The 22,508-nt window shown below is 63.0% G+C and carries 9 protein-coding genes; all 9 read left to right on the top strand.

Translation table 11 applies throughout. From position 1 onward, the window contains the following. Nucleotides 1–420: 420 nt before the first annotated feature. The gene (locus ACLGL5_RS15680; protein WP_245307095.1) at nt 421–1,551 is read left to right on the top strand and encodes a hypothetical protein; all 1,131 of its coding nucleotides are present in this window, start codon (nt 421–423) and stop codon (nt 1,549–1,551) included. Further along, nucleotides 1,548–2,876: a hypothetical protein gene (locus tag ACLGL5_RS15675; protein ID WP_069091489.1), complete on the top strand. Its 1,329-nt coding sequence runs from the start codon at nt 1,548–1,550 to the stop codon at nt 2,874–2,876. The genes ACLGL5_RS15680 and ACLGL5_RS15675 overlap by 4 nt, the downstream gene beginning before the upstream one ends. Beyond that, nucleotides 2,873–6,721 (top strand): coiled-coil domain-containing protein, encoded by a 3,849-nt coding sequence (locus ACLGL5_RS15670; protein ID WP_069091488.1) that lies wholly within the window; start codon nt 2,873–2,875, stop codon nt 6,719–6,721. Before ACLGL5_RS15675 ends, ACLGL5_RS15670 begins: the two co-directional genes overlap by 4 nt. Continuing rightward, on the top strand, nt 6,718–8,058 hold the full coding sequence (locus ACLGL5_RS15665; protein ID WP_038644950.1) for a hypothetical protein: 1,341 nt from the start codon (nt 6,718–6,720) through the stop codon (nt 8,056–8,058). The genes ACLGL5_RS15670 and ACLGL5_RS15665 overlap by 4 nt, the downstream gene beginning before the upstream one ends. A gap of 14 nt (nt 8,059–8,072) precedes the next feature. After that, the gene (locus ACLGL5_RS15660; protein ID WP_141700913.1) at nt 8,073–10,100 is read left to right on the top strand and encodes a hypothetical protein; all 2,028 of its coding nucleotides are present in this window, start codon (nt 8,073–8,075) and stop codon (nt 10,098–10,100) included. Between the two features lie 19 nt (nt 10,101–10,119). Further along, the gene (locus ACLGL5_RS15655; protein WP_069091486.1) at nt 10,120–12,243 is read left to right on the top strand and encodes an RICIN domain-containing protein; all 2,124 of its coding nucleotides are present in this window, start codon (nt 10,120–10,122) and stop codon (nt 12,241–12,243) included. 65 nt (nt 12,244–12,308) lie between these two features. After that, nucleotides 12,309–15,149 carry a leucine-rich repeat domain-containing protein gene (locus tag ACLGL5_RS15650; protein WP_069091485.1) on the top strand — a complete coding sequence of 947 codons (2,841 nt, stop codon included), beginning with the start codon at nt 12,309–12,311 and terminating at the stop codon, nt 15,147–15,149. Between the two features lie 25 nt (nt 15,150–15,174). After that, on the top strand, nt 15,175–21,633 hold the full coding sequence (locus tag ACLGL5_RS15645) for an RHS repeat-associated core domain-containing protein (protein ID WP_038644944.1): 6,459 nt from the start codon (nt 15,175–15,177) through the stop codon (nt 21,631–21,633). Nucleotides 21,634–21,700: 67 nt separating this feature from the next. Continuing rightward, entirely contained in the window at nt 21,701–22,309 is a 609-nt protein-coding gene (locus ACLGL5_RS15640) for a hypothetical protein (protein ID WP_202360547.1), read from the top strand. Nucleotides 22,310–22,508: the final 199 nt, after the last annotated feature.

Genomic DNA, 22,508 nt, shown 5'->3' with positions numbered 1-22,508 from the left:
ACGTTGTCGTTCAATCCGGCGTCACGGGGGTTCCGGTACGCCCAGCTATTGTCCCGACACGAGCGCCTCCGTCTCATCGGCGACGTTCGTGCCGGCCGAGCCAGATTTCCTTTCGAACAAAAGCTTAGACGTTCAAGCAACTGGATCGAAAGCCGCGGGAAAGGCAATTCTTTACGATACGTTAACCGCGTCGACACTTTGGCACGGATTTCCGTAACGGAAGCCAAAAACCAGGTGCATTGGTCGCCAATCCGTTTTAGTTTACATTCTATAAATGCGTTATTCGGCGAAGTTGAATTTGAATTAGCCACACTTTTTGTGGCCGATCCTCGCTGTAGCGACCCAATACAAAATTGAACTTGCAAAGATATTGCCTGTAAAGAGCGATGAGGCCGCCGCTCCGGTGGCCGGGGGGCTTTCGTGCATTTTCTTTTGCTCGTCTTGCTGAAGAAACACGTCTTCAATCCAGCGATCGCCCTGGCAGCGCTTCTTGTCTGCGGCGGAGGAACTAACCTTGCCGCAGCTCAGCAAATGTGCGGCCAGGCGCTGTCACAGTGCGACCTGCAGACCGACTCCGCATGCCTCGAACGCACTTATGCGTGCGGCGAATATGATACCGTTATCCAGTCGCTCTTCGTCGAGCGGTTCGAACCGACGCCCGACCAGAAATACTTCGTCGGTGCATCGTTTTACGGCCGCCACATCCGCGAGCGCGCCGCCGGCGTGCAGTGCGAGATGGTGAAGTTCGCGCGCGAATACCTGACCGACTACCTGTCCGGCGTTGAGGCCGAGTTCACCACCAGCGGCTCGTTCGGCACGATGCGCCAGATGGATCAAATCTATCATGCCGCGCAGATGCTGACCGACCTCGGCGACGTCACCGGCTGCCCGGAATCGGCGCTGACACGCGCCACGGTCGAGGACATCGCCCGTAGCGAGGCCGTACGCTATGCACGCTCGGTGTTCCTGCAGCCGCCGCCGGAAGCTCGTTCGTCGTTCGACACGCTGCAATTGGCGCTGAGAAGCTTCGTCAGTCGGGCGTCCGACCTCGAAACGGGGATCGCCCTGCGCCGCGTCGAAATCAAGTCGGCCGAAACGCATCTGAAGGCGATCCGCGCCATTTTCGCTGAGATCTTCGGACCGGTGACCGGGGCGGGCGCGACGCTGGTCGCCAACACCTCGATTCTCGACGGCCTGGCCGCGAATACGACGCAGATGCTGCGCTCGGTCGAAGTCTCGGAGGGAGAATTCAAGCGGGCGCTCGGCAACGTCACGCCAGAGCAATACGCCAATCTCAATCGCAACACGGTCGCCAGCGCGGAAGATTTTCTCAAGGTCTCCGCCTTCCACATCAACATGATCGGAGTGCTGCTGCCCACCGATCCGGCAAAGCCCTTCTGGCGGCTGGACGCCGAGGTTCATGCCGACAACGCGGCCCAAGGGGCATTCAACGATCTCGCCAAGATAAAGGCAGACTGGAAGGCGCACGGTGCCGCGACCGGGATCTGCGCCCAGGCTGGCGCGGCAGACAGGGTGTGGTACTGCCGATGACAAGCCTCCGAGACATCGCGTTGTCTCTGATCGTCAGTTGCGTCCTGGCCGACGCGGCCAGCGCCGCATCGATCCTGGAGCGCGCCTACACTTCCGAGAAACTCGACGGCTTCTGGAACGCGACGCTCTCGAACGCAACGCCCGAGACGAGCCGGTTCAACCTGCTCGCCCCCGGTCCCGCCGCCGTCGAACCGAGCCACGAGGCAACGCAGCCCGATTTCGGCCTGCCCTTCGCCGGCGAGGTGATCGGCGAGGCGTCGGGCTCCTCCGGCGGCAGCCGCAGCGTCGGCTTTCCGATCATCCCGCTTTCGGCCGACGACGCCTCGGTGCTGATGCGACGGCTCGCGTGGTCGGAGATCTACCTAAGCCGCTACCGCTTCTTCGCCCCAATCTCGACCGATAGCGCCGAAGAGCTCGCCGCGCTCGTCGGCCGACAATACGCCGCCGCCGTAGAGGCCTATCTGATTACCGGGCGGCTTTACTTCTCCGGGGCCGACCTGCCGGAGAAATGCCGACACCTGACGCGGATGAACGAGATCAATGCTGGACCTTTGTCGGGCGCCAGCATGGATGCGCTGCCCGCGGCATGGCGTCCGCTGTTCCCGATCGTCGAGGCAGTGCGTGCTCGGCTCGGCTCGGACGCGCTGGCGAAACTGGTCTGTTCGGTCAGGCCGGTACGCGGCCGGGCCGAAACGACCGGCCTGATCGAGACGCGGGTGCGCGCGCAAATCGTCAAGGCGGTCAGGACGAAGGTCGACGACACGCTCAACCTGATGAACGCCGCTTCGACCGAATACCAGTCGCTGGTCAACGAGATGGACGTGTCGATCAAGTCGGCCGAGGTGATGGAGCTGGAGCGTGTGCTTGGCAACGCGCAGGCTAACATGGTCCTCGTCAAGGAGGATCAGCTGAAGGCAGCCGAGACGATCGCCGCGCTGCAGGCCGTCGACCTCTCCAGCCTCAACCAGCCGGAATCGCTGAAGGAGTTCGAAGACGGCAAGGCACGGATGACGCAGATCGTCGGGCAGATAGAAAGCGTCATGACGGCTCTGTCCGGGCTCGCGCATGTCGTCGACGATCCGGCGATCACCGCCGAGCTTTCTTCCTGCGCAGGACTGGCGGGAGCGTATTCGAGGCTGGATCTCACGCTCGACACCGGTGCTCTGACCGCGAGGATCAACGGCCCCTACGAGGACTGCATCAACCATGCCCGGGCGGTGGTCGGGCGGTTCCAGAATCCATCGCTTTCCAAGGCGCAGATGGCCGAGCTTGCACGGCACGTGCGCCAGATTTCCGAGGTCTTTCTGTCGACGGGGCAACCATGAGACGGTTCTTCCTGCTTTGCGGACTGGTCGTCAGCATCGTTTTCGGCGCGGCAGGAATGGCGCGCGCGCAGGACTGCATGGCGCTCGATGTCGACGCGGCGGCCGGCCATGCCGGCGAGCTGACGACGCTGCTCAAGATCGCCAATTTCCGCGCCGACGTGAAATACATGGGTGAAGTCGCCACCGAGCTCGAACAGTTCCTGACGACCTGCGGCGACGAGGCGACCGGACGGCTGGCGATCGTGTGCGATTTCGACTGCCACCTGCAACTTGGACGCTATCGCCTGTTCCTCGCCGCCGACATGCCCTTCCTGTCGTCGGCAAGCGGCGTCAGCCGCAACGATACGCCCGTTTCGCCGCAATCGGCGCAGGAATTCGGCCGGCAAGGCATTGAGATCGTCGACCGAGGTCTTCGCATTCTCGCCCGACAACAAGGCGGTGACCAGGGCACCGCGGCGGGAGAAGATGCAAGTTACCGCACCTTCGTGCGGCAGCTGACGGCGCTGTCCTCGCTGAAGATCCAGCTGCTGATGAACACCGGGGACGTCTGGTACCAGACCGTCTCGGAAGCACGCGTCAAGGCGCTCGACTTCCTGGTCAACGATACGCTTGGCGCCGTCGGAGGCGCTGGCCTCGACAGCCAACCCAACCTCTCCAAGGCCTACACCAACTACGAGGCCGCGATGTGGGTGCTGGTCGAGACGCAGATGGATATTCCGGGCGAGTCCACCTACGACGACCTGCGCGCCGACCTGCTGCTGCAGCAGAGCGACCTCGATGCGCGCATGGACAGCGTGCGCAAGGGCTTCCTGTTCCTCAACATCGACCCGATGCAGTTCACGACGATTCCGTTCGAGGAACTGCAGCAGGCCCTGGCCGAGAGCGAGCAGCGGTTGACCGAGGTCGAGCGCAATGTCGAGGCGCTGGTTGAGCGGTGGTACGCCAACAAGGAAGGCGAAGCGACCCGCGCGCTCGACGAGGAGCGGACGATCCGCAGCCAGGAAGTCAACCTTATCGCCCACAAGATCGGCAAGCTGGAGCACGAGGCACAGACCTTCGCCACCACCGTCCAGCAAGAGATCAACGCGGTCGACGCCGAGAAGGACACGTTCGGCTATCGCCAGCAGATCAGATCGCTGGAAATCGAGCTCGGCACCAAGATCGCCGAGTTCGAAAACCAGCGCCGCCAGATCAATGACAGGCAGGAACTCGACCTGATCGTCCTCTCAAAGGAGGCCGAAGTCGAACGGCGCAACGAACTGCGCTGGCTGCTGAACTGGGAAATGACGCAGATGAACCTCGATCTGCAGATTTCGTCGCTCGAAAGCCAGATCACCGAATATGCCCGCCAGACCGAGCGCAACGCCAACCAGCTCGAACAGGCGGTTCGCCAGCGGCAGATCCTTCAAACGCAGATCACCAACAACCAGGGCGCGATCGCCCGCGCCAACGACACAATCACCGAACTGCAACTGCGCCAGACCGACCTCTATCAGCGCCGCCGGGCCGTCGACCGAGAGCAGCTTTGCGGCATCGAGAATCAGCTCGCCCTGATCGGAGATACAGCCGACCATCCGTTCACGCCGCTGCTCGCGGGCGAACAGCCATGCCAGACCGTGACGCCGGCCTTCACGCGCAACCAATACGTTGCCCAGATGTGCGGCCCGGACGGTCAGTCGGGCCTCCGGGCCCAGCTCTTGAACTCGCAGACACAAGCGAAAGCGTTCCTGATGAAGTGCGTCATCGGCAGTGCCGACTTCGCCGATGTCGAGCCGCTGATCGCCGACCAGCAGATGATCACGTCGAACATCTCCCTGCCGCAGGAACTTGCAAACGTCGATTGCGGTTCTTTTTCCCAGACGGAAACGGACTTCGCCAAGAAACTCTACGAAGCCGAGCGAGACCTCTACGCGAAGAGGAAGGCGGACCTTGAGGAGGCGCGCGACCAGGTCGACGGCCAGTTGTCGGAAGTGATCGCCTGGTTCCTGGCGTTCAACGGCACCACACAGGCCGCGCAGGTCATCCTGACTTCGGTGCAAGGTGCATATTCGATCGGCGCCGCGGTACCCGAAATCATCACCTGCGCCTGCGGTTTGGGCAGCGGGGTCGCGACTGTGGTGGACGTCGCCAAACCGATCAGGGCGGCGTTGGAGGCGGCCCAATCCATCCTGTCGACGATCATTAACACCGGCCAGATCACTCAGGCGAACATAAATGAAATCAATGCGCTGAAGCAGCGTCTCACGCAGCTCCGCCAGGCGATCGGGCAACTCGATCTCGACAAGGCGCTCAAGGCAAGGGCGCTGGTCGACACGCACTTCCAACTGGCCGGCCGGTTGGCGCAAGGGGCACAGGACATCAAGGAATTGGCGCTACAGGGCTCGATGGCGGCGGTCGACTGCCAGAGCCAGGATCTCAGCATCGACGAGCAGGTGGCGCGGCTCAAGTCCGACCACGAACGCATCCTCGCCGGGCTCGATCTTCAGGCGCGCGAGAACGACTTGCTGAGTTTCCAGATTACCGACCAACAGCGCACGATCGACCGGCTGACCAACGAGATCGCGATCCTCAATCTCGAACTCGACAAGCTGTCCCTGTCGGAAGCCCAGCTCAACCAGGACAACGCACGTGTCGCCGAACTGGTCGCGGCAACCAACAGCCGCATCGACCGCGTCCGCGCCGCGCAGACGACCGTGACAGGCCTCGCCGAGGAATCAAACGCCTCGACCAACCTGATCAATGAACTGCGCGACCGGCAGAAGGACAAAATGCTGGCGCTGAACGATGCCGAACTCGCCTTCGTCGAGCAGCGCATCACGCAGTCGCGCGGCAACACCGAGGAACTCGTCGCGGGTCTGAACCAGGCAAAGGATCTCGGTCTCAAGAGCCGCGCGCTGCAGGACAGCATCCTGAAATTCCAGAGCAACGTTCAGGCCGAGGTTACAAAGCAGCAGGAGGACATGACGAAGCTCGTCACACAGATCGACGATCCGGCGACGCGCAAGAATCTGTTCATCGCGACCCAGGACACCGTCGCCGATCTGATGAAGGGCATTCCCGAATATCTGGTGACTAAGCGGCGCGTGCTCGAGACCGCCAACCGGCTGATGCACCTGATGAGGCGCCGCTTTGAAGTGGTGCAGGCCTTCACCGGCGAGGCGGCGACAGTGCCCATGGTCTATGTGCGCAACGCAACCCAGCTGCAGGCGATGATCGACGACATCGTTGCCAAGCGCTTCTTCGACGAGCGGCAGATCAATATCGATGTCGCCCAGATCGTCGTGCCCGCCAATTCAGGTTTCGCCCGCAAGCTGGCGCTCGACGAGAATGTCGAGTTCGAGGTTTCGCCGTTCGCGTCGACCGAAGCGCTGATGAAGGCAAACGGCTATTTCGCGCTGTGGGCGCCCAACAAATTCCGCGAGCGCAAGAACCTGACCCTGATCGATGTCTTCGCCGGCACAGACTACCAGTGCACGGGAGCACAGTGGAACCGCTTCGCCTTGCAACACCGCGGCAGCGGCTTGGTCTTCAAGCCGCTGACCAAGGGATCGAGCGAGGTCAGCGCAGACATTTCGGTTGGGCCGGAGCGGGTGGCGTTGCAGACCTTCTTCAACCAGGCCGACAGTGGCGACGAGATCAACCGGATCATCCGCTACTGGGTGCAGGATCGCTACCAAGCGCGCAAATTCCCGCGCGCGCCCGGACCGTCGAACGACACCAGCCTGATCCTGCCCTATCTCGGCGCGCCGCTGATCGGCTCGTACCGACTGTCGCTGCAGCCGAGCGATTGTCCGTTCGACGGCGCCGTGTTCACCCTCTATTTCATCTTCGCGAGCGCGCCATGAGAGCCGTTGGGGTCATAGCAGCGCTCGGCCTGGCGCTCAGCGCGACGGGAGCAGCCGCGCGCGACCTCTTCGTCGACAATCTCGCCGGCTATACGATCGAATCGCGCGTTCTCGACGCTCCCAACTGCGAGGGGCCGGCCATTCCGGACGGCATGCTGAAGACCTTCGAGCAAGGCCTCTGCGTCTTCCATCGCCCGGCCCGCAGTCCGGCCGACAGCCAACGTGCGGCCAACCTGATGCGGGAGGCGCAGACCCGCGGACTGCCGCCCGTCCACCAGCAACTTGCCGGGCTGATTTCAGGCTTGGCGAACTGTGCGGAGGCGACGCGCCATCTCGATGCCTACCGCGCCTCGGGCAACCAGAGCCGGATGGAGCAGACACTGTTCTGCCGCGACCGGCGCCACAGCCAGGCCGACCTGAACGCGATCGAATGGAACCATGCGCTGTTCGAATATGCCGACGGGCTCGCTTCGAACCGAACGCTCGATCAGAGGCTGGCCGAGATGAGCGTGTGCCAGGCCGGACCCTTGAGCGCCGATTTCGACGCCCAGTGCGGCCTGATCTCCAACCTGTCCGACACCGAGATCGATGCCTTCGCCGATGGGGCGGCCGGCAAGGTGATTGAGAGCTACTTCGCCAGCGTCGAGAGCCCGATCACGGCGATGTTCTCGCGCAAGCTGAAACGAGCCGAGGGCCTAGTGCAGAGTTCGCGCGCCGGCATCGATGACATCAAGGCGGGCGCCGACACGGTGAACAAGGAATACGCCGCTTTGAACCAGGTCTATGAGGCGGCGCGCGACACCAAGATGGGGCCGATCTACAACGCCTACCGAGAGGCGATCCTGAGGGCGACCTCGATCCTCGACGAGTTCGACCGGTGGAAGGGCGGGCTGTTCATAACCTCGGAAAACATCAACCTGATGCCGAAGATCACCGAACGATCGGGCGAGATCGCGGGCGAGAAGACGCGCGTCGACGGCCTCGCCTTCGAGGCCAAGGCGAGCGCACTGGTCGGAGACATCAAGCGCATCATCAATGCCGATGCCGAGAACCGCGCCGCGGTGGCCGCCTTCTGCCGCATCTATTTCTGCGAACTGACCAACCGCCGCGCGATGGCCGACGTCATCCGAACCTGCCGTCGGCCGGCGCTCGCCAACAATCCGCTGTGCGTCGGCCAGAACGGGCAGATCACCAATGGAACTCTTACTGTCGACTTCCAAGGGCCGCATTCGATCACCGTCAAGGCGCTGTGCCAGTCAGCCGGCCTCGATCCGCTGATGACCGAAGTCAACATGGACCCCGCGCGCGCCGCAAGCTGCTTGAGCGAGTTGAGATGAGACGGGCGGTCGTATTGCTCACCCTAATCCTCGCAGGCGCGTCAGTGGCCCGCGCCGAGCCGCAGCTTGCCGCTTTCGTCACCGACCAGAACAACGACGTCTATGTCGCGCTTTTCGACGGCAAGGCGGTGGAACTCGCCGGCTGCTCCAGCGCGGGTCAGGCGAAAAGGTTGCTGCACCTGCCCGACACCGCTCTCGTCGCGGAGGCGACGCTCGCCAAGCTTCAGGCTGAAAACAGCTTTGGGGCGCAGCCTCGGCTGCCATGTCCTGGGACGGCGTTCAATATCGACTGGCAGGCGACGACCGCTATCTGGGCCGATGTCGAGGCATCCGGCAACTACTATCTCCCTTCCCCCTCGGGCACCGGCTATTTCGCCGTGCCCACCGCCTGCGCAGAGATCAAAGCGGCACTTGCCATCCGCGAGCGGCTGCAACTGCCGGGCGTACTCCAGGGTTTTGCCGCGCCGCCCAATGTCGGGACACCGTTCGTACTCGATTGCGGACGCAGCGATCTCGGGGGCCTATCGGATATTGCGGCGGCGAGCGTGGCCCGCTGGAGCCTGCACCGGTTCGAAACCTTCCTAAGCGCTGAAAGCATCGGCGACACGATCTATGTCGTGCGCTACACGCCACCGGGCGAAGGCGCTCGGCCCTCCTACCTGCCGATTGCGCGCCTCGACGGCAAGGCTACGCGCGACATCATCGCCGATGCGGCCGCAGCCGAAGCGGCGGAGACGAAGCTGCGAGCGTTCTTCGGTATCGCCGAGGCCGAGGCGGTAACCCTGCTCGGCGCCGACGCGGTAGCGGCGCTTCGTTCGGCGCCCTTCGTGGACCTGTGTCTGTCGAACTGCGATGGCTATCAGCGCGAGCACGCGGCCTTCGCGCAGCCGGGCATCGACCTCGGCCTGTCGCCGCTGTCCGCAGGCCTCTCCATCACCTCGCTCGACCCCCTCGGCAATGCGCGGCTGGACTGGACTTTCGCGGAAGGGCGGGCGCTATCCTTCACGGGTTGCCCGCTTCTAACATCGGCGCTCGGCCTCTCCGCCCCCGGCATTGGCGATTGGATGGGCGAGACGGATCGCGCGCTGACCGCCGCTCCGCCGCCGGGTACCAGCTTCGACTGTCGAGGGTCGGCCAGTGATACGTGCGTTCGCCGCATCAATGATGGCGGCACGCTGACGCTGGCGCAATTCTCCTCCGAGGGCGATTGCGCAGGGCGGGCGAATCTCAGGCTCGAACTGCCCGCATCGGTTAAGACGCCGCAGACACTGATCTTGAAGGGACTGCCGTTCAAGACGGTGCATATGGCGCCGGCCCCCGGCGTCGCCCGCACGCGGCTCGTCGGCACCGCCAACCGGGTGCCGGCCGGCACGTCGTCATGCATCCTGTCCGCCACCGGGGTGATCATCGTCGCGGACGGGTTGTCGCGGCTCGAACTCGAGCGGATCGACTTATCGCGGGCTGCCGATCAAACGACGGATGAGGTCGTTGCCGTGATCGCTCAAAACGGCGCGGTCGCGCTCGACGATGTGACCATCGGCACCGTGGCGGATGGACTGTCGCCGATGGCGCGCGGCGCGTCGCTGTGCCTGGCCGACCTTTATGCGCGCGGGCTCAGGGTTGAAGCAGACATGCTGGCGATCCAGGGCGTTCGGGCGCGGCTGCTGATTTCGGCACAAGCGCCAGTCCGCTCCACCCTCGTCCGCGCGCGTTTCGGCGCGGTGCTCACCTCCGACAGCCTGATGCGGATGGACTTCACCGACATCGCCGCAGCCAATCCGCTGGTACTGCGCGGGGCGGTCGTGGCGGGCCGCTCGGACGGGCTCGCGCCGACGGCGGCGGGCCTTGCGGTCGGCTCCGCTATCCAGCTCGAGCGCGGTTCGTCGGCGAATTTCACCACCTCTACGGTGTCCGGCTTCCGCTGCGCGGTCAGTTTCGCCGACAGCGCCTCCAGCGCCAGTTTCCTGCTGCCGGGCAACGACATCGCACACGACAACACCAGCCAAGCCTGCGGGCCAGGCCGCTTCAGCCTGGTCGAATAGAGCGGAAGGGGAAAACCAGATGACCCGAATCGCCCAATCGCTGCTCCTGTTGGTGGCGCTGCTTGCGGCGATCACCGCAGGTCCTGCCCGTGCCGAGGAACCGAAGGTCGTCCTGTTCGAGGATCCGACGCTGAATGCCACTCGCTTGCACTATCCCCTGCTCATCTCCGAAGGACGCGGCTACCGCATCCGTTGCAGCGACCAGGCGGACGAAGAGGCGGTAATCCACGGACTAGGCTTCGCCACCGTGCCATCGCAAGTGCTGAGCGCCGTCGACAATGCGGTCGTCGCCGCCGACCCCGCCGCCAATCCGCTGTTGTGTCCATCCGCCGAGAACTACCCGATCAAGGTCTTCGCGCACGACGGAGGCAGCGGTATCGTCTACTACCTGCAGTTCCCGACCGATTTCGGGTCAACATCCTTTTCCGACCAACTTTACATTCCTGGCTGCGCGCCTTTGGTCGAGGGACTGGCGCTCAACCTCAACCAGGCGATCGACGCCGACCCCACCCCATTCTTCGCAGGAAAGGTCCATACCATCGCGTGCGTCGCGGGACCGCCGCTTGTCGGACGGCCGACGACCTTTGTCAGTTGGTGCATCAAGGATGACCTTGATCCGGCCCAGAAGACGACGGTCGAGGAACTGCTCGAGCTGACACCTGGCGGTGCCTCCGCTCTTGGCAATCCGGCGGCGTGCGCAAGCGCGCAGGACTTTCTCGCGTCGAGCACGACACTCGACCTGGCCGGGCGACGGCTGACAAACCTCGAACCGCTGGCGACGCTTACCCATCTGACGCGCCTGACCTTGTCGGGCAATGAAATTGCCGACACGCGGGATCTGGGAAAGCTGACCAAACTCACCTTTCTCGATCTGTCGCGAAACAGGATCAGCAACATCAACGTGGCGGCGGTGATGAAGGATCTGGCCGACGCCGACCTCAGTTCCAACCAGATCGCCGACCTGCGGCCGCTCGCCTCGGCACGGGCGCTGACACGGCTGGTTCTGGCCGGCAACAAGATCGTCGACGTGTCGCCACTGCGGTTTCTGCAAGAGCTCACCGCGCTCGACCTGTCGAAGAACCGGATCACGGATGCGCGTCCCTTGATGAGCCTGACCAAACTCGCCGCTCCGAACCTGCGCGCAAACCGCCTGGCCACGGCGCAGTCCGTCAGCGCCATCCTACCGTTCAATCCTTCGCTGGACGGCAATCCGGTCTGCATCAGTCGACCCGAGCAATCGACCACGGCCACCAGCAAGATTTTTGAAGCCTGCATCACGACGATCAAGGAGGGAGACGTGGTGATGGCCAATATGCAGACCGGCAAATGCCTGGCTGTTTCCGAGGGGCGCCTCGACAACAACGCGCCAGCCGTCCAGTTCACCTGCGACGGCGACCAGTGGCGTCGCTGGAAACTGGTCGAGACAGATGACGGTTTTCAGCTGCAGAACGTGCGGACCGGAAAATGCCTGACGATTTCCGGTGGGGTCAGCACCGGCAACAACATCCCGGCCCTTCAATTTGACTGCGACCGGGATCCGTCGCGGCGCTGGAAGCTGACCGCGACCGGCGATGGCTTCCAGGCTGAAAACGTGCAGACGGCGAAATGCCTGACCATCGCCGGCGGGGTGAGCACCGATGACAACGTCCCTGCCCTCCAGTTCAACTGCGACCGGGATCCGTCGCGCTTCTGGAGCATCCGGGCGGCTGACCCCGAAGTCATGTTGGTGAACCGACAAACCGAAAGGTGCCTTTCGGTTGCGGAAGGACGAACCGACAACAACGCACCGACGGTGCAATTCGACTGCAACGGCAGCAGTCAATGGCAGCGCTGGAGGCTGGTCGAGACAGGCGACGGCTCCCAGGTGGCGAACGTCCAGACGGGCAAGTGCCTGACGATTGCCGGCGGGATCAGCACCGAAGACAACATCCCGGCCCTGCAGTTCAACTGTGACAGCGATCCTTCGCGCCGCTGGAACCTGGTCGAGACCCGCGACGGCGTTCAGGCGGAGAACGTCCAGACCGGCAAGTGCCTGACGATTGCCGGCGGGGTCAGCAACTTGAACAACATCCCGGCCCTTCAGTTCACCTGCGACCGCGATCCGTCGAGCTATTGGACCATCAAGGCGGCGGACGAGAGGTAGCGCCGCCAGCGGTTCGGGCTGATTGAGCCTTGTCGATCAGCCTGAGCCTCGAAAGGAGACACAAGATGAACCGCATCGCCCAATTGCTCCTAGTTCTGGTCGTGCTCGTGGCCGCCGGGACTGGCATGGCTCGCGCGGACGAGCCGAAGGTCGTGCTGTTCGAGGATCCGACACTGGAGGCGAACCGGCTGCATTATCCGTTGCTTATCTCCGAAGGGCGTGGCTATCGCATCCGCTGCAGGGACCAGGCGGACGAGGAAGCGGTGATCCGTGGACTTGGCTTCGCGACAGTTCCTTCGGAGGTGCTGACCGCCGTCGACAGCGCGATCGTCGCCGCTGATCCGGCCGCCAATCCGCTGCTGTGCCCTGCGGGCGGGACATATCCGATCAAGGTGTTCGCCAACGACAATGGCAGCGGCCTTGTCTACTACCTGCAATTCCCCTCCGACTTCGGCGCGACGACATTTTCCGACCGGCTCTACATTCCCGGCTGCGCGCCGCTGGTCACCGAGCTGAAGCTCAATCTCGATCAGGCTCTGAATGCCGACCCCACGCCATTCTTCGCTGGCAAGATCCACACCATCGCGTGCCTCTCCGGCGCGCCGCTGGTCGACAATCCGACGACCTTCGCCAAATGGTGTGTCAAGGGCGACCGCACGCCGGCTGAAACGGCGACCGTTATGGCGGTGCTCGATTCAACGCCCGGCGGGGTCTCGGCGCTCGGCAACCCCGCCGCCTGCGCCGCCGCACAGACCTTTCTGGAATCGATCACGACGCTGAACCTGAACGGCAAGGGCGTGCAGTCGCTCGAGCCGATTGCAGTGCTGAAGAACCTCACCAGCCTGTCGATCGCCAACAACTCGATCGCCGACCCCGGGCCGCTGGCCAAGCTCAAAACGCTGACCTTCCTCGACATTTCCGGCAATCACATCAGCAACATCAGCGCGCTGACGCCGCTGACCGCGCTGACACGGGCCGACGTCTCCGACAACGACATCACCGACATCCGCGCGCTGTCGGCGCTGGCGTTGCTGACGAACCTCACGCTCGACGACAACAAGATCGCCAGCCTTGAGCCGTTGCAATTCCTGCAGGCGCTCTCGATCCTGTCCATCGCCAACAATGCCCTCACGGGCGATATGCTCGATCCGCTCAGCGCGCTCGGCGGCCTGACCAGCCTCAACCTCGCCAACAACAAGATCGAGACCTTCGCCAATCTCGGCAGCTTCCCTTCGACGCTGGCCATCAACCTCAGCGGCAATCCCATCGTCGCGAATGGCGGGCAGAGCTTCGTCGACCTGTGCGTGCTGCACCGCGACGCGGCGACTCCGCTTGGGCAAACCATCCGGGCCATGGTCGAGCTGGAGGGTAGCGGGACCTGCCTGGCGGTCGGCAACAAGCTGCTGGCGACCACCGCGCTCGACCTGTCGTCGAAGATCGTCAGCGACCTACGTCCGCTCGCCACCTTGCCGCAGCTCACCTCGCTCAACCTCTCAAGCAATGCCATCACCGACGTTTCGCCCCTTGCCGGCCTGACCAATCTCGGCACGCTCAACCTGTCGAAGAATTCGATCGCCAATGTCAGGCCGCTGGCAGCGCTGTCGGGGCTGATCAGCCTCGATCTTTCAGACAATCCCGTGCAGGTGAACGACTTCCTGTCGGCGTGCCTGATGCGCAACCAGACCGACTTTCTGACGCCCGCGCAAACTGCGGAAGTGAACGCTCTGCTGTCGATCTCTGGCAAGACCGTCTGCGGCAAGGCCTATGACGATCTCAATTCACGCCAGTTCGCCGATGCCAGGAACCGCGGGTTGACCAGCGTCTCGCTCTTCCCGGTGATGGGAAATCTGACCTCCATCGACCTGTCCGACAACCAGCTGTCCGACGTCTCGGCGTTGTCGGCGGTGCCGGGGCTGACGAAGCTTTGGATCCGCAACAACCAGATCCCGTCGATCCAGGGCGTGTTGCAATTGCGCCGCCTAGAACAATTGAACATCGAGGGCAATCCACTGTCGAACCTGATCGGCATCGGGGTGCTCAACAAGCTGACAAAGCTCTATTTCTCGAACACGCACGTGCAATCCGTGACGCCGCTGGCGGACCTGCCGCTGCTCGACGACGCCGGCATGCGCAATCTGCCGCTGCAATACGCCAGCTTCGCTGAGTACTGTATCGTCTACCGGTTCGATTCGATTGCGCTCGGCGACGTGCGCGGCTTCATGGCGGCACTCGACAGCCGCATGCAGGCCGACCACGTCGATAGCGCCGATTGCAGCGCTGCGCAAAACTGGGCGCAGTCACTGAGCAGCCTGACGCTGAACAAGAAGTCGATCATCGCCGTAAACCCCGTGGTCTATTTCCGGGCGCTGGGCGAACTCAACCTGTTCGACAATGTGATCACCGACGTGTCCCCGATCGCTTCGCTGACGGGACTTCAGAAACTGAACCTCGCCACCAACCGGCTGTCGGCAATCCCGCGATTCGGCTCGAGCGGGCTCAAATACATCTATCTGAACGACAACCAGATCACCGATGTCGGCAATCTGTCGAACATGCCAGCGTTGTCGAATGTCGATCTGCGCAACAACCGGGTCTTCAATGCGCTGCCGCTCGGCTCGCTTCCAGCGCTGTCGATCGTCGATCTGAGGGGCAACCGGATCGAGAACTTCGCCCACATCAATACGGTGATCGGAAAGTCCTATCTCGGCAACAATCCGATCTGCTCCTTCCCGCAACCGCTGGCGCCGCAAGTCGCCGAAGCCTGCAAACGCGAGCCGTTGCGCATCCTGGATGTCAACATTCATTTGCTCGACGAGATTGCCGTCCAGCCTTTGGTCGTCTGTCCGCGCCCCAACTGCCTGCAGCTTCAGCCGCACGTCATCGTGAGCCCGATCATTCATCAGTAATGCCTGCATACGGAGAGGTAGTCCCATGTTCGCAAAGACCCTTACCGCCCTCGCAGCCCTGACCGCCGCCACCGCAGTCCTTGGCTCCCCGGCCCGTGCAGAAGACAAATCCGCGACCTCGATCGTCCAGCTGCCCTCTGCGGGCGGCACAGTCACGCAGGAGGAAGGCAGCTTCGCGCTGAACAACAACACGGGATCGGCGAACTTCACCCTGCCGCTACCCACGCTGCCGACGCGCGGCCAGTTCGGGCCGCAAATGAGCCTCACCTACAGCCAGTTCGCGGGCGATACCGGCAACGGGCTTGGCATCGGCTGGCAGTTCAATACCCAGGCGATCGTCGTCAACGACGACCTCGGCACGGCCGTGCCCGGCACCAAACCGGGCGGCGATTTCTTCTCCCGCCTATCGTACATGGGCACGCGGCTCGTCTTCCTCGGCAACCAGAACGGCGTCTGGGAATACAAGCCCGAATACGCCGAGGATTTCGTCAAGATCCTCTACCACACCGGCGCGTTCGACGTCATTTCGCTCGACCTGTCAGGCGGCCTGCACACCGACACCATCCCCTCCGGATTCGAGGTGACCAACGCCGACGGAACGCGGCTGATCTTCAGCGGCGACCCTTCGGTGGCTGAAGGTAATTTCGACATAGCCAAGCCCTACGTGACGAAATGGCCGCTGGTGCTGCAGCTCAACGCCAACCGCGAAGCCGTCCGCTACGACTACCAGCGTTTCGGCGGACGCAGCTATCTGACGAAGACCAGCTTCGCTGGCGGCCAGAGCAGCTACCAGTTCGACCTGATCGAGACGCAGTCGACGCTCGTCAGCCACACCAATGGCAGCAAACAAGAGAACGCGCGACTCTACGGCAAGGTGACGGCCAAGTTCAAGGACACTGTCTACGCCCAATGGTGCATGGGGTATGTCGGCCGTGACACCAGTGACACCTCGAAGTTCGTCGTCCGGGCGCATCCGGACTGCCTGGCGAAGGCGCAGGCCGACCTGACGCCGCTCATCGACACGCAGTCGGTCAATGTGCTCGACCAATTGCGCGTGCTCTACCGCTATGGCGACACCAGCGGCGAGGCGCTGGCTCAATCGACGCTGAAGTTCCCGGACATCCATTTCGGCTATTCGTCGTGGACAAGCGCCGAACTGGCGTCGCGCCCCGTGGTGTTCGAAGCGCCGAAGATGGCGTTCGCCGGCGACATCCCTCCGCAGAATTTCGAATTGGCCGACCTCAACATGGATGCCCTGGTCGACATCGTGCAGACCAAGGATGACGGCGCGACCGTGCATCTCGGCAGCGGCGACCTGAACAGCGCCTTCGGCGACACAACCCAGCTCGTGCTGTCGCGTCCGACCGAGGCTGGACTGATGCGCCAGATCGCGCCCCGGCTCACCGACAATCGCTTCGCTTTTGCCGACATCCTTGGCGACAGTTTCGTCGACATCGTCGAAATCGAAGACGGGCTGATGCACGTCTATGACGGCAAGGCCGACGGGACCTTCCCCTATCTCGGCCGCTCGATCCCGCTGCCCGGCGTCTCGCCGACGACATTCGCGGGCGGCAACGGCCGCTTCGCCGACGTCAATATGGACAGCCTGTCCGACATCGTCACGACGCGACTCAACGCTGATGGCCGCACCGAATGGCGAATATTCCTCAATCTCACCCGGCGCCAGGCCGATGGCGGCTACAACGTCAATTTCGGCGCGCTGACCAAGGCGTTCCCATTCAACAGCCAGGACGGCCAGATCCTCGGCCGCAACAATGTGCGGATGGTCGACATCAACGGCGACCGGCTGCCCGACCTCGTCGTCATCCGTCCAGCCGACCAGGGCTTCTGCCTCTACGAGAACCAGGGCAACATCTTCTCGACGGACCCGAATGCGCTCCTGTTTGGCGACGCCGCGATCAACGATCCGGTCTGCGGTCACGGCACCTTCTCGAAGATTGGCGGCATGCAGCCCGGCGATAACCTCGCCACGATGTGGTACATCGACGCCAATGGCGACGGCATCATCGATTTCGCGTCGATGGGCGAGCGCACCGACCAGATGCGCATCTGGCTCGGCTTCGGCGACGGGACTTACCTGAAGGATCCGCTCAGCATCGCGCTCAATCTGCGGGTTCAACTCGGCACGTCGACGCAGACCTTCGCCTCGCGCGTCGCTGACATCGATGGCGACGGCGAGAGCGAAATAATCGTATTCCAGAAACCGTCCGGCGACGAGGTGAAGCCCGTCGTCATCATCGACTTCAACCGAACCGCGACCATGCAACTCGTCAAGGCGAACCTGCTCACGGTCGTCGACTTCGATTCCGGCCGCCGGCACGACATCCGCTATGCGACCTCGATCGACGAGATGCTGCGCGACCGCGCCAATGGCCAGCCGACGCGCAACCTGCATTTCCCCGTTGTCGTCGCCAAGCAACTCGTCACGTCGCAGGGCATACCCGGCCAGGTTCGCGCCCAGGTGCAGACGGACGAATATTTCTACCACAATCCATTCTACGACGTGATCAATCGCCGCTTTATCGGCTTCTCGGAGGTCGAGAAGGTCTCTTACGGCGACGAGAACGCGGCCGGCCAGCGCGTCACGCAGCGTTCAAGCCTCGATAGAGAACAGTATTACACCTTCGCCGAAGCGGCAGCCGACCTGAACCTCGCCGGCAAACTGAAGATCCGCAAGACCTATGAGGTGAAGCCCGAGGCGACGCTCGTTGCGAGCGCGGAGACAACCGAAACGCTCGATCCGGCGTCGGCGGCGCAGCATTCGCTGTCGACCGCCACGCGCAGCCAGAAGCTACCGACGACCGGCATGATGCTGAAATGCGAATCGTCGGTGTGGGAGGCATTTCCGCGTGGCGACGGCTCGTCCTATCTGAGGAAGGTGAAGGAGACGCTGACCGAGTCCGCCGGCGAGGCCGAACAGCAGGACGTGGCCGATCCCGAATGCAAGGATCCGGTCAAGACCCAGACCTATGCGGGTTTTGACGAATTCAACATGCCTGCGTCGGAGACGGTCAGGGTGCGCGACATTCCGGGACCGGAGAACCTGACGGTTCCTGGCTTCAGCCGGACGACCCAGACCGACTACACCCAGTCGCGCGCCGATCTGGCGGCGCTCGGCATCGTCAACGCGGCGTCCGAGCAGCGCATCCTGGCCGGGACCCGGCTGCTCAGCCGCGAGAGTTTCACCTACCTGCCAAATTCCGGCGGTCGGATGGGGTCGCGAACCCTGGAAGTGCTGTCGGGACTTGGCGCTCTGCCGCCCGCGCTCGAACAGTTCCGCAACGCCAGCCGCAAGCTGGCGAAGACCATGGGTTACGATGTCTTCGGCAACAGTATTTCGATCGCCGACGAACTCGGCATCACCGAGTCGGCGATCTACGACCCAACCGGTACCTTGACGCTCAGCTACACCAAGCCGTCAGGCGGTGCGGCCGAACTCGATCAGACGACGAAAATGACCTATGACGGGCCGCGCCAGGGCGCGGTGGCAACGACGACCACGCCCTTGGGCATGGTCGTGACGAACAGCTACGATGCCCTCGGCCGCAAAACCCGGGAAACCGCCACGGACGGCGCCGAACGCTTCTACACCTACAAGATCGGCGAGCATGGGCTGCCGTCGCTCATCCTGACGGCGCGCCGCCGCTATGCGAGCGCCGCCGAGACGCCGGAAGGCGAGAGCGAGTTCATCGCGGACCTCGCCGCCTATGACGCGCGCAGCGAAAAGGTCGCCGACCTGGAGAACGTCGCCGAAGGCGGGGTCCGGGTCAATAATTTCTCGCTCTACAACCGCAATGAGAAGCAGATCTTCCGCTGGACGCCCTTTGTGGTGACCAGCTTCGGCGGCGTTGATGATCTCAACCTGCAGAAGGTGTTCGATCTTGGCGACGTTCCGCGCCCCGATCACGAAGTCGGCAATGCCTACACCTATGACCCAGCCGGCCGGATGGTCCGCGAAACCCATCCGTCGGGCAAGACGTCCGACATGACCTTCCGACCCTGGGGTACGCTCACGGTCACGACCTACAACGACCAGTTCGACGGCGCCGTTCAAAGCAGCGAGTATTCGCTGAGGAACGAGAACGGCGTGACCGCGACTATCGCCAGCAATGGCGGCGGCACGGTTCATATTTCCCGCTTCGTGCGCGATTCTTTCGGCTACCTGAGCGAAATCTGGCTGCCGGGCGAGACGACGCCGCGGCGGCTGATCTACAACTCCGTCGGCGACATCGAATTCCAGTCGATCCCGGGAATGGGCGACCGCTACGCTTTCTACGATGCGCGCGGTCGCCAATCGGTGATCGGGCGGGTCGGCAGCAATGGCGAAACGTCGGTCCAGACCTTCACCTACGACTTCCTCAACCGCAAGCTGACCGAGGTGAACGATGGCGTGGTGCACCTAGAATACCGCTATGACCGCGCCGTTCAGGTCGCCTCAGCGGCCGGCTTCGAAACGCCGATAGCGCTGCCTCTCGACAAGACGACCGAGGTGATCATTCACGATCCCAATGGCGCGTTCGACGCCGTCCAGCGCTACGCCTACAATGCCAACGGCCGGATGGTCACCAACGAGGTCGAGATCGGTGGCGCGAAATACGCCGATCATTTCCATCACACGCTGGATGGCCGCATCGATTCGTCCGAAGGTCCGCGCGGCCTGGCGTCGAAATTCGCGCTGGGGCCCGACAAGAACCTGCGGTCGGTGACGGTCACGCATCCCGATTTTTCGGGACCGGAGAAGATCATCGAGAATATCACCTACAATCCCGAATCGCGGATCGAGCGGGTCGATTATCGTCTGGGCGCATTCACCCGGATGACCTACGACCCAGCGACCCTGTTCCTCACCCACATCGTTACGCAGGCCGGCGGCAAACCGCTGCAGGATTTGAGCATGACCTTTAACGGCAACGGCTCGATCACCCAGATCGTCGACGCGTTGGCGCAAGGCGCGGGCAGCGACGGACATGTCGACCGGTCGGGAACGTTCCACTACAATTTCAAGAACGAACTCGTGCGGATCGACCGTTACGGCCAGCAGGCGGAATTCGCCTATTCGGCGGCGGGAACGTTTGCCCGCAACGACGAGCTCGAGCCCGGCGCGCCGATAGCGCCGTCGACCGGCGCCGCGACCAACCTCATCCCGGCCGGCAGCGCATCGAAGCCCTACTCCTTTGACGGATTCGCCCAACTTGCGAAATCGCCGACCTTGACCGGAACGGTGTTCGACATCAACGGACGGTTGATCCGAGCCCAGACGGCGACCCATGAAGTGCTCTACGGCTACGATCAGACGGGGCGCCGCCTCTATAAGAAGGTCATCCCGACCGACGGATCAGGGCCCGAGCAGCTTTACCTCTACCCGGTTGAAACGTTCGAGATCGGTCCAAAAGGCGAGGAGAGCTACGTCAACATCGCATCCAGCAAGCTCGTTCGTCTCGAACACGGCACCGGCAAATGGTTCTACTATCTGAAGGATCATATCGAGAGCAGCGACTATGTCATCGCCTCCGACGGCGTTCCCGTCGAGCAGATGCTCTACAGGGCGTACGGCACTGAACACAAGCCGGAGACGCTGGCCTCTGCCTGGGCCAGCCACCTGGCAGATGTGGCAGCGGAGTTGCCGCGCGAAAAGACCCACCATCGTTTCACCGGCAAGTATCTCGATGACGATACCGGGCTCTACTACTACGGCGCCCGCTACTACGATCCGGCGCTGGGGCGGTTCATTTCACCCGATCCGCTTTATGTCGGCGATCCGGAGAAGTGTACCGGCAATTCCACGTCCTGCAATCTCTTTGCCTACGCCAACAACAACCCGATGGCGTTCATCGACCCGACCGGCCTGAAGGAGATCGTCGCCGGCGACGCGGCCTACCGGAGGCAGGTCGAAGAGGACATCCAGCGAATCGATCCGACTGCACGCGTCGACAGCAAGACTGGCGAGGTATCTCAAAGCTGGCTGCACGGCGCGTGGCTGGACGTGAAGAACTTCTTTGTCGGATCCAACTCCTTCGACAGCGGCCGCGACCTGATGCACCGGGTCATCGCCGACCCGCAAACCACGACGATCCAGAACGAGCCGGGCGTCACCGCGGCCCGCAACAAGGATCCGTTGGTGAACCCGGAAACGACGAAGGGCGACGTGATCATCGGCTATGACCCGGCTACGTCACGCACGCGCACGTCTGTCGAGTTCGACAAGGCCTCTGGAACGACTGCCTCCAATCCGGCGGATCCTGGCATCGTGCTCGGCCATGAGCAAATCCACGCAACGCACCGCATGGCCGGCCAGCATTCTGGGTTCAGCGATGCGCCCTACATAGGCCTCGATGGCAAGCCATATGCTTATCGCAACGAGGAAGCACGTACCATCGGTGTCGGCGGCACACGTCGACCCGACGACATAACGGAGAACCAGCTGCGCGACATGCTCGGCATTAAGCCGCGCGTCCATTGGTAACCGAACCAAGGATGGAGACTTTGACATGCGACGACTCCCGAAGCTCCCGGCGATCCTTGCCGGTTTCGTGCTCCTGTTTGCGGCAGCGGCGGCGGCCCAATCCATGAGTAAGCAACTCAAGGAACCGCAGGCCGTGCCGCTCGATTTCCTGACATGGATCAACCGCGATCCGGCTTGGCTGCAGCAACAGATGGCCACACTCGGCGCCACCGGCGGGGTGAAAATCGGCAATGACATGCTCGAAACAACAGACGTGGAAGCGTTGAAGGCGGTTAACCGCATCCGCGGCTTCGCCTACCTCGCGGCGAAGGGATTGAATCCGCCCTATTTCGACCTGTCTGTCGCCGGCCCGGACGCGACCGTCCGATGCGTGACCTCTAATCCCAGGGGCATCGCGCCCGGCATCGGGCCGATGGACTTCGCCAGGGCGTCGTTTCCGGCGGAGGCCGCCGACCAAACCGAACTGAAATCCTGCACGGTCGCAGGCAAGGGCGGAGACTATGCCGAGCTTGATCGGGCGGCCTTTCGCGATCGTTACTTCAACGCGTCAGGCACATTGAAGCCGGAATTCCGGGACCTGGGCAACGATTCTGCCTTCAAGGCCAAGGCGATCGACGAGGGCTTCTTCCTGACGACGGAGGACTATAGCGGCCTGCTGCAGCTGGATCTGCGGTAGGCGGCTGAGACGTAGTAGGCACAATGGCCGTGCCGGTGAAGGCAAGCTGGACGGTCGCTCTGTTTCGCGGCCTGGCCGCTGAGCAGCCAGGCATCACATCGCGAACGACTTGCCCGGGTGCGAGTGTCGAGCGCGAGTTGCCCGCTGGGTGCGCCACCGCGGCGGTTGTCTGATGCCTGAAGGAGACTTGGTTGCCCAA

This window comes from Mesorhizobium sp. U510 (genome assembly GCF_059180695.1).
The sequence above is the reverse complement of the archived record's forward strand: the minus strand, read 5'-3'. Positions and strand labels throughout refer to the sequence as shown.

What these genes read in the sequence shown, in the direction of transcription:
- ACLGL5_RS15675 (WP_069091489.1), top strand. Translation starts at nt 1,548, where the DNA reads ATGACAAGCCTCCGAGACATCGCGTTGTCTCTGATCGTCAGTTGCGTC.
- ACLGL5_RS15670 (WP_069091488.1), top strand. Translation starts at nt 2,873, where the DNA reads ATGAGACGGTTCTTCCTGCTTTGCGGACTGGTCGTCAGCATCGTTTTC.
- ACLGL5_RS15665 (WP_038644950.1), top strand. Translation starts at nt 6,718, where the DNA reads ATGAGAGCCGTTGGGGTCATAGCAGCGCTCGGCCTGGCGCTCAGCGCG.
- ACLGL5_RS15655 (WP_069091486.1), top strand. Translation starts at nt 10,120, where the DNA reads ATGACCCGAATCGCCCAATCGCTGCTCCTGTTGGTGGCGCTGCTTGCG.
- ACLGL5_RS15650 (WP_069091485.1), top strand. Translation starts at nt 12,309, where the DNA reads ATGAACCGCATCGCCCAATTGCTCCTAGTTCTGGTCGTGCTCGTGGCC.
- ACLGL5_RS15645 (WP_038644944.1), top strand. Translation starts at nt 15,175, where the DNA reads ATGTTCGCAAAGACCCTTACCGCCCTCGCAGCCCTGACCGCCGCCACC.